Below are 13,775 nucleotides of genomic sequence, written 5' to 3' on the forward strand. Positions count from 1 at the left end.
CAAAGGGCCTAGGGGGCGTTCTCAATTAGTTTTCCCGTCAGCAGACCCGGCGCGGCGTGAAAACTAATTGAGAACGCCCCCTAACTGCGTGGCACTCGCCGCCCGGGGGTATCGGGGGCCAGTTCGCCGTTTTGCAGCCAGGCCAATGCAATGGGCCATAGTGTGGCTTGGTATGCGCTACGAAAAAAGGCGAAATGTCCGACTTCTTCTTCGCCGATGTCTTCGGGATGGATGCGCAGGTGAGAGTTTGAGCTGCCGGTGAAGTAGCCAAGCAGGCGCTCGATGGCAGGGACCGTGCCGTAGGGATCGTCGCTGATGCTGATGGCCAGGGTTTGCGCGGTGACGTTGGCAAAGGGCAACTGCCCGGTGGTTTTGCTGATTGTGCGGCCGCTGGCGCGTTTCTCGTAACGGGCAGTGGAGAGACTCCAGTCACGGACCACGCCAGCAGGCGTGTCTTCCAGCCAGCCAAGGCGTTTGCCCGGAAAGTAGCCGTAGATCATCGTCACCAGTGGCATCAGCACATGCCACTTGCCGAACATGCGCCAGCGATGGGCCGGCGCATAGTCGCGCCAGTAGGCGAATTGCGCACCGACCGTCACCAGGCGGCGGATCAGGTGCCCGGACGCCCCCAGGCCCGCTGCACAGCCGCCAAAGCTGTGGCCGACCACATCGACAGGCTGCCCCGGGAACTCACGCTGTGCGCGCTTGAGCATCGCTTCGAAATCCAGCGCTCCCCAATCGGTCCACGAGGCTTGAAGCCCCTTGAGCGATGCCGGGCGCGACTCGCCGATGCCGCGGTAGTCATAGGTGATGACATCGAAGCCGTGGGCGAACAGGTAGTCGGCAAAACGTGAGTAATGCCGGCAACGGACTGACGTGGCGGCATTGATGATCACTACCGGACGAGCGGCGTCTTGAGAGGCGTGTCGCCAGGTGAAGCCACCGAGGATGAAGCCGTCCGCGGCGGTTTCCTTGAACGGCTTGCCAGGGATGGTATCCGGCCGCGGCAGCCCGATGCGCGTGGGGGCCAGTGGAGGCGTGTCCTGCAAATTCATCGGCGTCAGTCCTTTGCGGGTAGCTGCCAACGATAGTCTTGATGCCGTTGATGGACAATCCGTTCGATTCAACGCGGTTGTTGATTGGTCAAGCGCTCTTCAAGTGCTGCTCGCTCCCGATCCAGTGCATCACGCAGTTCCTCTTCACTCGGCAGGACAAGCTTGTACTTGCTGGCCAGCAATTGTTCGATCAGCGCTTGTTCGATCTCGCTTTCCTGAAGCTTGCCGGCATTGGGTAAACCAAGAAACTCCAGTACCACCGGATCACGGATGAAATCCCGAGGGCTGGCCTTCATGTTTTGAATGTGGGTGGCGGCCTCCTGCTTGACGCTGCCGCGATCGCGACTCGCCAGCAGGCGTTCGTAGTACAGCGTATTGATCTGGCGCTCCAGCGCTCGGCTTGACCAGTTTTGGGTGGCTGATTCGTTCATGTACCAGAGACGAGCGCTGTCGTTGTCGACCCGAAGCAGGTGGCGGTAGTGGGTCCAGCTCAATTCGTGACGCAGTGCGTCACGAATTGGAAAGGCTTGATAGAACAGACGCATATACCGAAGGTTGGACGCGTCAAATCCCTTTCCGAACTCCGCAGTTAGCACTTTGGCCAAGGTCGATAGTAACTCTTTGCCATACCTGGCCCGTCGCGCGCCGTTCTGTTCGAACTCAACAATGTGCCGGCCAATCTGCCAGCAGGTTTGCACTTGCACGGTATCGACCGCCCGAAGCACTTTCTGACGTGCCTGATGGATCAATTTACCAAGGTTGCCAAGCAGTGATGCCAGATGTGGGTCGTGAGTGTCGTTGGGGGTGGGGGTTGTCATGAGGTCTTCCGCAGCAGGTTGAACAGCGAAAGAGAATGACAAGTGTGCACCTTTCGAAGATGCCGGGGATTACTGAAAAACAGACAGGAAATACCGGGTTGTCCGGCAGGACGGGTCTGATGGCAAGCGAGGGTTGAGGAGCAAATGGCGTAGTACGTTTCGTACTCAGGCCAAATCAATCTAAACCCCTCCCTCCGGCTGGAAATCCAAAGAGTGTAACGATTGGGTTCTGCAGAACCCGGGAGTCGTCATCATGAAATACCTCCATACACTCCTGTTGCCCCTCACCGCTGTAGGCATGCTGATGTATCCAGCGATGACACCTGCCGCCAGCCTTGAGCCCATCGACAGCCAGGGGGTGCAGGTGCAAAGCCAGGAACAAAACGGCATCACCTACCTGTCGGGCGGTATCGGCGAGGATGAGTCCAAGGCCATCCAGCAGACCACCGGCTATAACCTGCACATGACATTCTCTGTCGGGACGGGAAATGAATACACTCCAGACGTGAATGTGGTTATTCAGAAAGCCCCGGGGCAGACCGTGTTGACGCTCAATGGCGCCGGCCCGCTGGTCTACGTGAAACTGCCGGCCGGCAAATACACGGTCATTGCGACGCATAACGGCGAAACACGGCAGGAGGTTGCCGATGTTGGCAGTGGTGCAGCCCGTAACCTGGTTTTCCACTGGAATGATGCGAGTTAGCGAGAGGCTGTAAATCAAGAAGCGCAATCAGACCCTGGATCCTGTAATTCAGGGTTTCTTGTATGTGGTGTCATGAACGGCGTACAGACCCGTCTGGGGCGCCGATCATTTTCGACGTGATGATCATAACGACGCCAATGTCTGGATGAGTGCAACGCGTAAAGGGTTGGTTTCTACGCTCAGCAGTTTGATGGCCAACGCGCAGCAGACCACGATCAACATAGGTTTGATCAACCGTGGTCCGACCCGGACAGCGGCCCGTGCACCCAATTGAGCACCGACGAAGGCCGCCAAAGCCATGGCTATGGCTACCGGCCAGATAATCACACCTTTGGTGATAAAGACCGACAGGGAACCGAGATTACATGAGGCGTTGGCAAGTTTGGTAAAGCTCATGGCCCGCATCATGCCCAGGCCGCAGAGCAGTACGAATCCGACGATAAAGAAAGAGCCTACACCGGGGCCAAATATACCGTCGTAGAAGCCCAGAATCGGCGCAACGCTAAACGAAAAAAGCAGAATGCCAATTCTCTTGCGTCGATCTTCATTGGCCAGCTTTGGAGAAAGCGCAAAATAGATGGCTACCAGAATCAGCATGATAGGTACGCAAACTTCCAGGTAGCGCTTATCAATAGAGCTGACCAGCAAGGCTCCACTGGCGCCGCCAATAAATCCGCAGACAACCAGGAAGCGGCCTTCGCGCCACTCGATCATTCCTTTGCGAGCAAAGGTTACCGTTGCCGAAACGGTTGCCGAAGCGGCCTGGAACTTGTTCGTGGCAATCGCACTGATGGGATCCACCCCAGCCAGAAACAGTGCAGGCAAGGTTATTAATCCTCCGCCACCTGCTATTGCATCAAAAAAGCCGGCGCAAAATGCGACGAGCGCTAATAGGCTAATTACATCCCAAGACATTCCGATTCCTCTTTTACAGTTACTGGCAAGTCATCCAAAAGTCAGCCCTGCAGCCTCAGCGGGTCTTCTGAAATAACGATAGGAGACGAAAATTTCGACAGGCCAAAAATGCGAACTAGCACCCGTCTGTTGTCTTGGATGATGTCCCGTCCGTGCAGCGCCCGGACGTTATTGATGAGCAAGGCGGACTCTTGCGTCAGCGTGTATTCGATTGGCGTTGCTTCGCGCACACCCTGGCATAGGGCGGCATAGGCCGTTTTGACGAAACGTGAGGCATTGCCGTTAACCGAAAATCGGTATGAGTTGAAACGGGCCGCGAACCCGACGTTGTCATCGAATTCCAGAATTGAAACATTGTGACCATCCTCTCCCTTGCCTCTGACAAAGGAGTCACTGCGGGTGAACTGAAAGCTCCCCGTAGTCAGCGCGAGGCAGTTGGTTATGCCGATTTTTTCGAGTATGGGAGGCAGTGGAATGACTCGTATCGGTTCCAGGCTCGGGTTCCACAAAGCTGAGAGTATCAGCGACGACGGCGAGGGTGAGTGTCCGTCTTTCGCGTTTATGGCGCACCAGTAGGGCGCCTCTGTGTGTGGGCCTAGCGCCAGGCCGGAGTGGGAGCTCAATTCTTTGATGTCCGGCTCTGCAGGGATTCTGGTCAGTCCGCCGCCCTTGAAGTTGGCCACCAGTCGAACCAGTTTTCCGTCATTGTCCATGTCGTAGGCAAAGGCCCTGTTATCTACCAGTTTCAACAGGATCTGATTGCGGGCGGCCAGGCAAAGGACGTCGCTTCGGTTTTCCAGGGAAGTCTGATCTGGTAATTCATCTGGAGGGCTGGCGTCTGAGATTTTTTGCAACCCATCAAAGATCAATACGGAAACAAGGCCATCGGAATAGGCACTCAACAGTTCGCATTGGTCTTTCGAGAACGAGAACTTCAATTCAATAGCCGCCAAAGCGGCTTTGGACTTGGCTCCCGGTGCCTGTGGCCCACCGATGGCGGCCAGTTCTTCGGCGAATGTGTGAAGCAACGTTGACTGCGGAATATCAAAGCTGAAAGTTCCGATTTCTTGTTCGGTAAAAAGCTCTGCGGTTTCGACGTCTGGTTGAGCGGCGTCAGTCATTTTCTACATCCCTGCTGTGTATCTGCTGCCGGTTATGCGGCAGCTCCTCCTTTAATTCTGCACAAACTGTTAATCGTCGTATGTCATCCATTTCCGTTAAAGCAGGCGGAGCGTTCTGACAGGCCGGGGGGGCAACCAGGAATGGCCAGCCTTGAGCCCATCGACAGCCAGGGGGTGCAGGTGCAAAGCCAGGAACAAAACGGCATCACCTACCTGTCGGGCGGTATCGGCGAGGATGAGTCCAAGGTCATCCAGCAGACCACCGGCTATAACCTGCACATTCACTTTCCCGCGGGCATAAAAAACCCTGAATCCTGCGATTCAGGGTTTCTTGGTACTTTAGTGTCAGAGACGACCCTCTATCAGGCAATCAGGTCGGTAGTTTGCAAGTTGCTCACCCCCACCAACTGAATTTCGAACTCCGCTGCCGTGTCGGCGTCGGTGCTGCCGTAGAGAATGCCGCCGGCGAACCGCAACTGCCCTGCGGCATTGCTGCTGAAGGCGCTGGAGCCGATGAAGCTGAACGCATCGTTGGCCACCGTCGCCAGGTTGGCGTCCAGGGTCGACAGGTCGATCTTGTCGCCTTCGCTGGTCTTGAAGTCGCCAATGACATCGCGCAGGGCGGCGCCCAGGCCCATTTCACTCAAGGCGTTGAAGTCGAACTTGTCGGCCCCGGTGCCACCATACAGCTTGTCCATGCCCGTGCCGCCGATCAGCAGGTCGTTGCCGGCGCCACCGGTGAGCGTGTCGTTGCCGGCACCGCCGATGAGGGTGTTGGCGGCTGCGTTGCCCGTCAGCTTGTCGTTGTAGTTGCTGCCCGTGAGGTTTTCGAAGTTCAACAGGGTGTCTGAACCGGAACCACCGGTGGCTTGTGCGGTGGTCAGCGCCAGGTTGGCCGTGACCGCCGCGGTGGCGTAGGCATAGGACGCGGTATCGATACCGGCGCCGCCATTGAGGATGTTGTTGCCGGCACCTGCGTCGATGACGTTGTTGAGGCTGTTACCGGTGCCGTTGGCAGCGCCGGTCGACAGCAGGCGCAGGTTCTCGACGTTGTCACCCAGGGTGTAGGCGCCGAGGTAGCTATACACTCTGTCGGTGCCGCCGGTACTGGCCGTGGCATTGCTTTCGCTGACGATATCGCTGGCGTTGTCGACGTAGTAGAGGTCGGAGCCGTCGCCGCCGATCAGGCGGTCGGCACCGGCAGCGCCGTTGAGCGAGTCATTGCCGGCGCCGCCGTTTAGATGATCGTTGGCGCGGCCACCTGTAAGCGTGTCGTTGCCCGCGCCGCCGTCGATGATCACGCTGCCGGCGCCGGTCCAGGTCAGGGTGTTGGCCAAGGTATCGCCTGTCAGGCTGGAAACCTTGTTGCCGTTCGCGTCAAAACGCTGGGTATAAACGTCAACTTGCCCATTGACCACAGAGGACTCCCAGGCAATCACATAACCGCCATCGGCCAATGTAGTCACCTGGGTGAACATTTGATTGCCGGTAGTGGTGGTATTGATGCGGGTTTCGCTCCCAACCTTGACGCCGCTGGCATTGAAGAGTTGGGCGAAGATGCCATTTACATCACCGGTGCCCTGGCCTGCCCAAGTCACCAGATAACCGCCCCCCGTCATGGCGGTGACATCAGGCTCTTCCTGATTGCCTGCGGTGGTGGTGTTTACCCGGGTTTCTGCGCCCACTTTTACGCCGGCGGCATTGAAAAGCTGCGCGTAGACGTCGCCAGGGGCATCGGTTTCGTCGTCGCCATCGCCATCGTCGGGAGCTGATTGCCAGGTGACGACATAGTTACCGTTACTCAGAACCTTGATCATGGGGTCTGTCTGATCGTCGGCAACCCTGGTGTTGATGCGAATTTCTCCACCCGATTTGCTGCCGTCGGCCTTGAACCGCTGACCGAAAATACCGGATGTATCGCCTGTTCCGTTACCCTCCCAAACCACCATCATGCCGCCATCGGCAAGACCGGTGACCGTAGGGCCATCCTGGTCGTACTGAGTGGTGGTAGAGACGCGTGTTTCTGCACCAGTCTTTGCGCCGCTGGCGTTATAGCGCTGCAGGTAACCGCCCCAACCGCTGCCGTCCTGGCCGTACGAAGCCCAGGACACCACAAAACCGCCATCTTTTAGCGCGGTGATCTGCGCACTGTCCTGGATGCCGTTTCTGTTTGTGTTGACGATGAACTCGCTTCCAACCTTGGCGCCATTGGCGTTGTAGACCTGGGCGGCGATGTCCGACATATCGTCAAAGCTGTCCGATTGCCAGGCGACCACGTAGCCACCGTTGGCCAGTGCGGTAATGGTGGGATCTTCCTGTGCGCTGTTCGTAACGCTGTTGACGAGGGCGGGCCCGCCTGTCTTCACGCCACTGGCGTTATAGCGCTGGGTGTAGATGTAATCGGTGGAGCCTGTTCCCTGATCGCTCCACGCCACGATGTATCCACCATCTTTCAGAGCCGTGAGGGAGGGCTCGGAGTGATAGCCAGTCGTAGGGTTGACGCGAATTTCGCCCAGGGTTGGCATTGCAAATTCCTTTTATGCAAAGAGAAAGCGGAAGTGCCTGGCAGTCTACAGGGCAAAACGATGGCGTCAAACTGCCATCAGTCAGACGATCAAATCGGTAGCTCCAGGCTGTTTGCCCCTGTCAGCTGTGTTTTGAACCCGGCAACTGAGCCTGCGTCAGTGGATGCGGCTTGGGTGAGTTCTCGGCGATAGCTTCAAGTATTTCGAAAGCTATCTGCTTTTGAGAGGCGGGAGTGAGAATGGCTGGAATGACGGGTCAAGGGGAAAGTGTGAGGGACCTGGTCCGGCGGCCGTTAAATCGCAGGCAATAAAAAACCCCAAGGAATCATCTTCGCTTGGGGTTTTTCGGTATTTTGGTGCCCAGAGACGGAATCGAACCGCCGACACGGGGATTTTCAATCCCCTGCTCTACCGACTGAGCTATCTGGGCAACGGGGCGCATTAAACGGGTTTTTCAGGGGGTCGTCAAGCAAGTTTTCAAAAAAAATTTAATTATTACCGTCGCTTACGTTCCGACCCCCGATAAATCGGGGTTATTCCGACGGCGGCACGTAGCCTTCGGCCTTGGCGTAATCCTCGCCGGAGAAGTACTTGTCCATTTCGCCTTGAAGATATTTGCGATCTTCGGCGTTCATCATGTTCAGGCGTTTTTCGTTGATCAGCAGGGTCTGGTGCTTCTGCCAGTCGGCCCAGGCCTTTTGCGAGACGTGGTCAAAAATGTCCTGGCCTTTGGCGCCCGGGAAGGGAGCGCGCTCCAGGCCTGGCAATTCTTCTTTGTACTTGCGGCACATGATGGTGCGGGTCATGACGAATCTCCTGCGTTCAATACGGCGGCCGCGCGTTCGAGCAAGGTTTTGACCGGGGCGGCAAGGCCCAGGCGCGGCGGGGTGGCGAGGTTATACCAGAGCCAGTCAGCCTCGGCCACGTGATGGCCGGCCTCCTGGACCTGAACCAGCCAGGGTTCGATGGATAACTGAAAATGGCTGAAGGTGTGCACCAGGTTCGGCAATGCCTGTTGGGCGCCCAGTTCCAGCGAGTGCTGTGATGCAAGGTGCGGCAGGTCGTCGAGGTCGTCGAGCTCCGGCAGGCTCCACAAACCGCCCCACAGGCCCGTGGACGGGCGACGGTAAAGCAGGATCGCGCCTTCGTCGTTGGCAAGCATCGGCATCAATGTGCGTTTCTGCGGAATCGCCTTGCGCGGCTTGGGAATCGGGTAGCGGGTTTCCAGGCCGAGCATGTGCGCCTCGCAGCCCTTTTCCAGCGGGCACAGCAGGCAGCTCGGTTTGCTGCGGGTGCAGAGCGTGGCGCCCAGGTCCATCATCGCCTGGGTGTAGGCGTTGACCCGATCGTGCGGCGTAAAGCGCTCAGCGTTGGCCCAGAGCTGTTTGGCGACCTTTGGCTCGCCTGGGTAGCCCTCCTGCGCGGTAAAGCGCGCCAGCACCCGTTTGACGTTGCCGTCGAGGATCGGCGCGCGCAGGCCCATGCTGATGCTGGCAATGGCGCCTGCGGTGGACAGGCCGATCCCCGGCAAGTCAGTGAGTTTTTCCACGTCCCGGGGGAATTCGCCGCCGTATTGCTCGACGACGATCTTCGCGGTCTTCTGCAAATTGCGCGCGCGGGTGTAGTAACCCAGGCCCGTCCACAGGTGCAGCACTTCGTCTTCCGGCGCCGCTGCCAGGGCTTCGACCGTAGGCAATGAGGCCATGAAGCGGTCGAAGTAGTTCAGCACGGTGCTGACCTGGGTCTGCTGCAACATGATTTCCGAAACCCACACCCGATACGGGTTGATGCCTTGTTGCCAGGGTAAATCGTGACGGCCGTGGCGATCGAACCAGTCCAGCACCGCCGTTGAAAACTGTTCGGCTCTCATTGCTTGAACAGCCCCTTGAGCGCGTCTTTCAGTTTCGGGTCGACCTTGTCGCCCCATTTCTCGTCGATTTTTTCGCTGATCCTGTCGCCAGCCAGTTTGGTCGCGACCTGGCCCATGCGGTCATTATCCAGGCGGCAAGCCTTGGCGCCCAGTTCCAGCGGGCCGCGGCAGCGCAGTGGCCACTCGATGCCGACAAACTTGTCGCCGACCTGGCAGGCCGGGTCCGGCATGGCGCTGGTATCGCCTTCGACGATGATGCCGACGCGGTAGTCCATGCCCAGCACTCGCAGGTCGATGTCGCCGTCACCGTTGACGGTCATTCCCGGGATACGCACTTTCAGGTCCGGATTGCTGGCCACGCCGTTACGCAAGGTCAGGTTGCCTTTGAGTTCCTGGAAGGGTGTGTCCTTGCCCCGGGGTTCGCCGTTGAGGGTTTTGCGGTTGAGCGTGGCGATGCCTTTGCACAGCTGTTGCTCAAGGTTGGCGTTGAGCAGCACGCCATTGTTGATGACGAAACTGGCGTTGCCGTTGAGGGTTTCGATCAACGCTTTCTGGCTGTTGCCGCTGCCGGTCAGGCTGCTGTTGAGCGTGACCAGGCCTTTGACCGGCGGGTTCTTGCCCTGGCTTTCGAGGATTTTTTCTGCCGGTACCCGGCTGATCTTCGTCTGCAGGTTCAGCGCCGGCACTGGCTGGCGTACATCGAGCGTGCCGGTGGTTTCGAAGTTGCCCTCGTACAGGTCGCCGCGCAGGTTGGCCAGTGTCAGCAGGCCGCCCTGGCCGGTGGCCTTGAGTGCTGCGTTATGGATCGGCAGTTTTTGCAGGGTCAACTGGCCGAAGTTCAGGTCGGCGTCCACATCGAGCTTGCTCAAGCGTTCCACAGGCAGCAGGCGCTCGCTGCTCCAGGCGTCCTTGGTCGGTGCGGGTGGCAACGGAGTGCTGCCGGCGCCGGCCATGGCATCGGCTTCGGTGCTGGCGACTTCGGCCTGGCGCACTTGTGTCGCGCTATTGGCCTCGGCGGATTTTGGCGGCAGGTAACGGTCGACGTTGAAGGTGTCGGCCTTGAGTACTGCGCGCAGCGATTGCCTGGCGAAGTCTTCGACGGCGATGCGGCCGCTGAAGGTGCTGTCGTCGACTTTCAGGTTGAGGTCGTCGAGCGCCAGGCTGGTGGGTGTTGCTGCCAGACGGCTGACCAGTTCGACCTTGCTCAGGCTGCCTTCGGCCATGGCCGGGAGTTTCTGGCCGATGCTTTCGACGAATTTCGCCAGGTCGAACTGGGCAATCGAGATGCCGCCGCTGACCTGTGGGGTCTTGTCGAGGTCGTTGACCTTCAGTTCACCCAGTGCCCGCAATTGGTTGGCGGAGATCTTGATGCCTGTCCACTCGGCGACATTGGCGGCCTTGTCCAGCACCAACTGCCCCTGGGCGGAGAACGTCATGGTCTTGCCTTGCAACGGGTCGCCGGTCACTTCACCGGACAACTTCATGTCTTCGAGCTGATAGCGCTGCAGTGCACGTGCGATGCGCACCTCACCATTGAGCTCGGTACGCACTCGCAGTGCCGGCTGGTTGGCTGACAGGAAGGCCGTGAGCTTGAGCGGAATGTTGACGGAGTCGTGAACCGCGCCGGTGCTCAACTGGATGCTTTCGGCGCTGAAACTCTTGCCGGTTTTTTCGTCGCTGTATTCGACCCGAGCGTTGTTCACGGTCAGGCTGTCGATGTCCAGGCGGATCGGCTGCGGCGGTTTTTCGGCCGCGACGCTGGCTTCGGGTGCAGGTTCACTCGCTGCGGGCGCAGTACCGGTCGTGTCGGTGTTGGCCGCTGCCGGCACCTTGCCGACGTCTTCCCAATTGCCGTGGCCGTCCTTGTCGCGGTTCAGGCGCAGGTTCAGGCCCTCGACGCGCACGTCGCTCATCTGCACTTCACGGCGCAGCAGCGGCAGTACGCGCACCGATAGGCCGAGCATCTGCAAGTCGGCAAACGGCTCGGCCGGCTTGACCAGGGTCGCCACACTGGCGTCGTGCAGCTCCAGGCCCAGCCACGGGAACAGGCTCCAGCCGATATCGCCATTGAGCGTCAGCTCGATGTGGGCCTTGTCGCGGGCAATCTGGCGGATCTCGTCTTTGTAGTCGTTGGGATCGAAGAGGTGGGTCAGGGCAAAGCCCAGCGCCACAATGATCAGCAACAGCCCGAGAAGTACCAGACCCAGGATTTTGCCGAACGCTTTCATGGGCGAGTCCTTGTAATTAATCGAATTCAAAATTTAGCCGAGGAGTATAGCGCCCCCGAACAGGCGACCGGTCAGTGTTCACGCCGGCAATATATCCAGCGGAAGTTTCAGCTTGGCGGCCAGCGCCTGAGCCTCCAGATGCCCGGCGGGCGCCAGCAGGCGCAGGGGCATGCCCGATTGCGCGGCCATTTTCCGGGCTTCGGCGACCAGTCGCTCGGCAACACCACGGTGACGGGTAATCTTTCGCACACATATTAGGGACAAGTGCCAGGCGTCTTGGTGCCTTTGCAAGCGGGCCGCGCCCAGCAGGCGATCATTGAAGCGTCCGGCGATCAGTGTGCCGTCGCGCAGACAGTCTTCGATCAACTGCGAGGCCCCGGTAAACGGGGGGAACAGCCAGTCCGGGGCGTCGCTGTAGATCTTCTGCAGATCCTGCCGATCCTGGGCAGTGGCTTGGTTCAGCGGCTCGACAATGATCGGCATGGGGATTCCTGTGAGGTCATGAAGCGATAGAGATCAGATGACGTACAAAAGGTGATGTCAGTTTGGTTTTTCTGTCACTTGCAAATGGTAACCTTTGCCCGTTCGTCCGTCCTTCTGCGACCTGTTGTCGCACAACAAGGTGCTCCACCCAAAAAACGGTCATGCCTGCGTGCGTAGAGGCCGGGAGCGGACCGTGGCTGGCGAACCATACTGATAATTGGGGGATACACAATGACCACGAGCATCACGGCGGACGGCTTCAGCGCCGACCAGCCTGCGTTCCTGTCCAAGGAGCGGATCATCGCCAAGCCCGGTTTCAACCGTTGGCTGGTGCCACCGGCCGCGCTGGCCATCCACTTGTGCATCGGCATGGCCTACGGCTTTTCGGTGTTCTGGTTGCCGCTGTCCAAGGCGCTGGGCATCGCCGCTCCAGTGGCCTGCGCACCGGACATGAGTTTTATCGCACAGGTCTTTTCGTCCCAGTGTGACTGGCCGATCTCGATGCTTGGCTGGATCTACACCCTGTTCTTCATCTTCCTGGGTTGCTCGGCCGCCATCTGGGGTGGCTGGCTGGAACACGCCGGACCGCGCAAGGCCGGTGTCGTATCGGCACTGTGCTGGTGTGGCGGCCTGCTGATTTCGGCGCTGGGGGTGTACACCCACCAGATCTGGCTGATGTGGATCGGCTCCGGGGTCATTGGTGGTATCGGCCTGGGCCTGGGTTACATTTCGCCGGTGTCGACCCTGATCAAATGGTTCCCGGACAAGCGCGGCATGGCGACCGGCATGGCGATCATGGGCTTCGGCGGTGGCGCAATGGTCGGCGCTCCGCTGGCGGCGGCGCTGATGGGGCATTTCGCTTCGCCAACCAGCGTCGGCGTGTGGCAGAGCTTCCTGGTGATGGCCGCGATCTACTTCGTGTTCATGATCGGTGGCGCGCTGTCCTACCGCGTTCCGCCAACCGGCTGGAAGCCTGAAGGCTGGACGGCCCCGGCGAAAAAAGCCTCGAACGCGATGATCACGCATCGTCATGTTCACGTGAATGTGGCCTGGAAGACGCCGCAGTTCCGTCTGGTGTGGCTGGTGCTGTGCCTGAACGTATCGGCCGGTATCGGCATCCTCGGCATGGCGTCGCCGCTGCTGCAGGAAGTGTTCGCGGGCAAGCTGCTGGGCAATGACCTGGCCTTCGGTCAACTGGATGCCTCGCAACTGGCTTCGATTGCCGCCATCGCTGCCGGTTTCACCGGTTTGTTGAGCCTGTTCAACATCGGCGGGCGTTTCTTCTGGGCTTCGTTCTCGGATTACCTGGGCCGTAAAAACACTTACTTCGTGTTCTTCGCCTTGGGCTTTGCCCTGTACGGACTGATTCCGAACCTGGGTCATCTGGGCAGCATTGCGCTGTTCGTGGCGGCGTTCTGCATCATCCTGTCGATGTATGGCGGTGGTTTCGCGACTGTTCCTGCGTATCTGGCAGACCTGTTCGGCACGCAAATGGTCGGTGCGATTCACGGTCGTTTGCTGACCGCTTGGGCTGCTGCCGGTGTGCTCGGCCCTGTGCTGGTGAACTACCTGCGTGAATACCAGCTGAGTATCGGTGTCGAGCGTGCGGCGGCTTACGACATCACCCTGTACATCCTCGCCGGCCTGCTGGTACTGGGTTTCCTGTGCAACCTGCTGGTGCGTCCGGTGGCGGACAAATACTTCATGACCGACGCCGAACTGGCCGCCGAACAGGCGCTGGGCCATGACAAAGGCGCTGACAGCAGCACCGTGCTGGAGTGGAAAGCCGCGCCGGGTACCAAGCCGCTGGCGATTGCAGCGTGGCTGGTGGTGGGCATTCCGCTGGCGTGGGGTGTGTGGGTGACCTTGCAGAAGACGGCGGTGTTGTTCCATTAAAAACTTCTGTGCCTGACGGGTGTTGTGTCAGGCACATTTGCTCAATGCCAAAAGATCGCAGCCTTCGGCAGCTCCTACACCGACCGTAGGAGCTGCCGAAGGCTGCGATCTTTTGCTTGTATGGACATGTCTATCGCCGACACCCCCGAATTCACTCCGTC

11 protein-coding genes, 1 tRNA gene and 1 pseudogene are annotated in these 13,775 nt (G+C 59.1%); 3 read left to right on the forward strand and 10 right to left on the reverse strand.

What is annotated here, in order from left to right:
- Window positions 1–80: 80 nt before the first annotated feature.
- Together ACM6IT_RS14225 and ACM6IT_RS14230 are read right to left on the reverse strand one after the other, a co-directional pair.
- Window positions 81–1,055 (reverse strand): alpha/beta fold hydrolase, encoded by a 975-nt coding sequence (locus ACM6IT_RS14225; RefSeq protein ID WP_414918216.1) that lies wholly within the window; start codon window positions 1,053–1,055, stop codon window positions 81–83.
- Window positions 1,056–1,123: 68 nt separating this feature from the next.
- Complete coding sequence (locus ACM6IT_RS14230) at window positions 1,124–1,873, reverse strand: DUF1016 N-terminal domain-containing protein (RefSeq protein WP_414918217.1); 750 nt, start codon at window positions 1,871–1,873, stop codon at window positions 1,124–1,126.
- A gap of 253 nt (window positions 1,874–2,126) precedes the next feature.
- Between ACM6IT_RS14230 and ACM6IT_RS14235 the strand changes: the two genes are divergently transcribed.
- Window positions 2,127–2,576 (forward strand): carboxypeptidase regulatory-like domain-containing protein, encoded by a 450-nt coding sequence (locus ACM6IT_RS14235; protein ID WP_414914149.1) that lies wholly within the window; start codon window positions 2,127–2,129, stop codon window positions 2,574–2,576.
- A gap of 123 nt (window positions 2,577–2,699) precedes the next feature.
- On the opposite strand, the gene ACM6IT_RS14240 is transcribed toward ACM6IT_RS14235, so the two are convergent.
- Together ACM6IT_RS14240 and ACM6IT_RS14245 are read right to left on the reverse strand one after the other, a co-directional pair.
- Window positions 2,700–3,491, reverse strand: a complete 792-nt coding sequence (locus ACM6IT_RS14240; RefSeq protein WP_409079115.1) for a TSUP family transporter — start codon at window positions 3,489–3,491, stop codon at window positions 2,700–2,702.
- Window positions 3,492–3,532: 41 nt separating this feature from the next.
- On the reverse strand, window positions 3,533–4,612 hold the full coding sequence (locus ACM6IT_RS14245) for a hypothetical protein (RefSeq protein WP_414918218.1): 1,080 nt from the start codon (window positions 4,610–4,612) through the stop codon (window positions 3,533–3,535).
- 144 nt (window positions 4,613–4,756) lie between these two features.
- On the opposite strand from ACM6IT_RS14245, the pseudogene ACM6IT_RS14250 reads away from it, so the two are divergent.
- Window positions 4,757–4,918: pseudogene (locus ACM6IT_RS14250) on the forward strand (carboxypeptidase regulatory-like domain-containing protein); the annotation flags it as partial.
- 56 nt (window positions 4,919–4,974) lie between these two features.
- Here ACM6IT_RS14250 and ACM6IT_RS14255 read toward each other — a convergent pair.
- The 6 genes from ACM6IT_RS14255 to ACM6IT_RS14280 form a co-directional block, all read right to left on the reverse strand.
- Window positions 4,975–7,137 (reverse strand): calcium-binding protein, encoded by a 2,163-nt coding sequence (locus tag ACM6IT_RS14255; protein WP_414918219.1) that lies wholly within the window; start codon window positions 7,135–7,137, stop codon window positions 4,975–4,977.
- 354 nt (window positions 7,138–7,491) lie between these two features.
- A tRNA-Phe gene (locus ACM6IT_RS14260) sits at window positions 7,492–7,567 on the reverse strand.
- 103 nt (window positions 7,568–7,670) lie between these two features.
- Window positions 7,671–7,943 carry an oxidative damage protection protein gene (locus tag ACM6IT_RS14265; protein WP_007989188.1) on the reverse strand — a complete coding sequence of 91 codons (273 nt, stop codon included), beginning with the start codon at window positions 7,941–7,943 and terminating at the stop codon, window positions 7,671–7,673.
- Complete coding sequence (gene mutY / locus ACM6IT_RS14270; RefSeq protein WP_414918220.1) at window positions 7,940–9,007, reverse strand: A/G-specific adenine glycosylase; 1,068 nt, start codon at window positions 9,005–9,007, stop codon at window positions 7,940–7,942. The genes ACM6IT_RS14265 and mutY overlap by 4 nt, the downstream gene beginning before the upstream one ends.
- A complete protein-coding gene (locus ACM6IT_RS14275; protein WP_409078516.1) occupies window positions 9,004–11,235 on the reverse strand; it encodes an AsmA family protein in 2,232 nt (743 codons plus the stop codon). The genes mutY and ACM6IT_RS14275 overlap by 4 nt, the downstream gene beginning before the upstream one ends.
- 78 nt (window positions 11,236–11,313) lie before the next feature.
- A complete protein-coding gene (locus ACM6IT_RS14280) occupies window positions 11,314–11,718 on the reverse strand; it encodes an acetyl-CoA sensor PanZ family protein (protein WP_414918221.1) in 405 nt (134 codons plus the stop codon).
- A gap of 231 nt (window positions 11,719–11,949) precedes the next feature.
- Between ACM6IT_RS14280 and ACM6IT_RS14285 the strand changes: the two genes are divergently transcribed.
- Entirely contained in the window at window positions 11,950–13,614 is a 1,665-nt protein-coding gene (locus ACM6IT_RS14285) for an OFA family MFS transporter (protein ID WP_056725802.1), read from the forward strand.
- The last annotated feature ends 161 nt before the right edge of the window (window positions 13,615–13,775 follow it).

It is taken from the genome of Pseudomonas sp. IT-P4, assembly GCF_949767755.1.
Taxonomy (GTDB): domain Bacteria; phylum Pseudomonadota; class Gammaproteobacteria; order Pseudomonadales; family Pseudomonadaceae; genus Aquipseudomonas; species Aquipseudomonas monachiensis.

What these genes read in the sequence shown, in the direction of transcription:
- ACM6IT_RS14225 (WP_414918216.1), bottom strand. Translation starts at nt 1,055, where the DNA reads ATGAATTTGCAGGACACGCCTCCACTGGCCCCCACGCGCATCGGGCTG.
- ACM6IT_RS14230 (WP_414918217.1), bottom strand. Translation starts at nt 1,873, where the DNA reads ATGACAACCCCCACCCCCAACGACACTCACGACCCACATCTGGCATCA.
- ACM6IT_RS14235 (WP_414914149.1), top strand. Translation starts at nt 2,127, where the DNA reads ATGAAATACCTCCATACACTCCTGTTGCCCCTCACCGCTGTAGGCATG.
- ACM6IT_RS14240 (WP_409079115.1), bottom strand. Translation starts at nt 3,491, where the DNA reads ATGTCTTGGGATGTAATTAGCCTATTAGCGCTCGTCGCATTTTGCGCC.
- ACM6IT_RS14245 (WP_414918218.1), bottom strand. Translation starts at nt 4,612, where the DNA reads ATGACTGACGCCGCTCAACCAGACGTCGAAACCGCAGAGCTTTTTACC.
- ACM6IT_RS14255 (WP_414918219.1), bottom strand. Translation starts at nt 7,137, where the DNA reads ATGCCAACCCTGGGCGAAATTCGCGTCAACCCTACGACTGGCTATCAC.
- ACM6IT_RS14265 (WP_007989188.1), bottom strand. Translation starts at nt 7,943, where the DNA reads ATGACCCGCACCATCATGTGCCGCAAGTACAAAGAAGAATTGCCAGGC.
- mutY (WP_414918220.1), bottom strand. Translation starts at nt 9,007, where the DNA reads ATGAGAGCCGAACAGTTTTCAACGGCGGTGCTGGACTGGTTCGATCGC.
- ACM6IT_RS14275 (WP_409078516.1), bottom strand. Translation starts at nt 11,235, where the DNA reads ATGAAAGCGTTCGGCAAAATCCTGGGTCTGGTACTTCTCGGGCTGTTG.
- ACM6IT_RS14280 (WP_414918221.1), bottom strand. Translation starts at nt 11,718, where the DNA reads ATGCCGATCATTGTCGAGCCGCTGAACCAAGCCACTGCCCAGGATCGG.
- ACM6IT_RS14285 (WP_056725802.1), top strand. Translation starts at nt 11,950, where the DNA reads ATGACCACGAGCATCACGGCGGACGGCTTCAGCGCCGACCAGCCTGCG.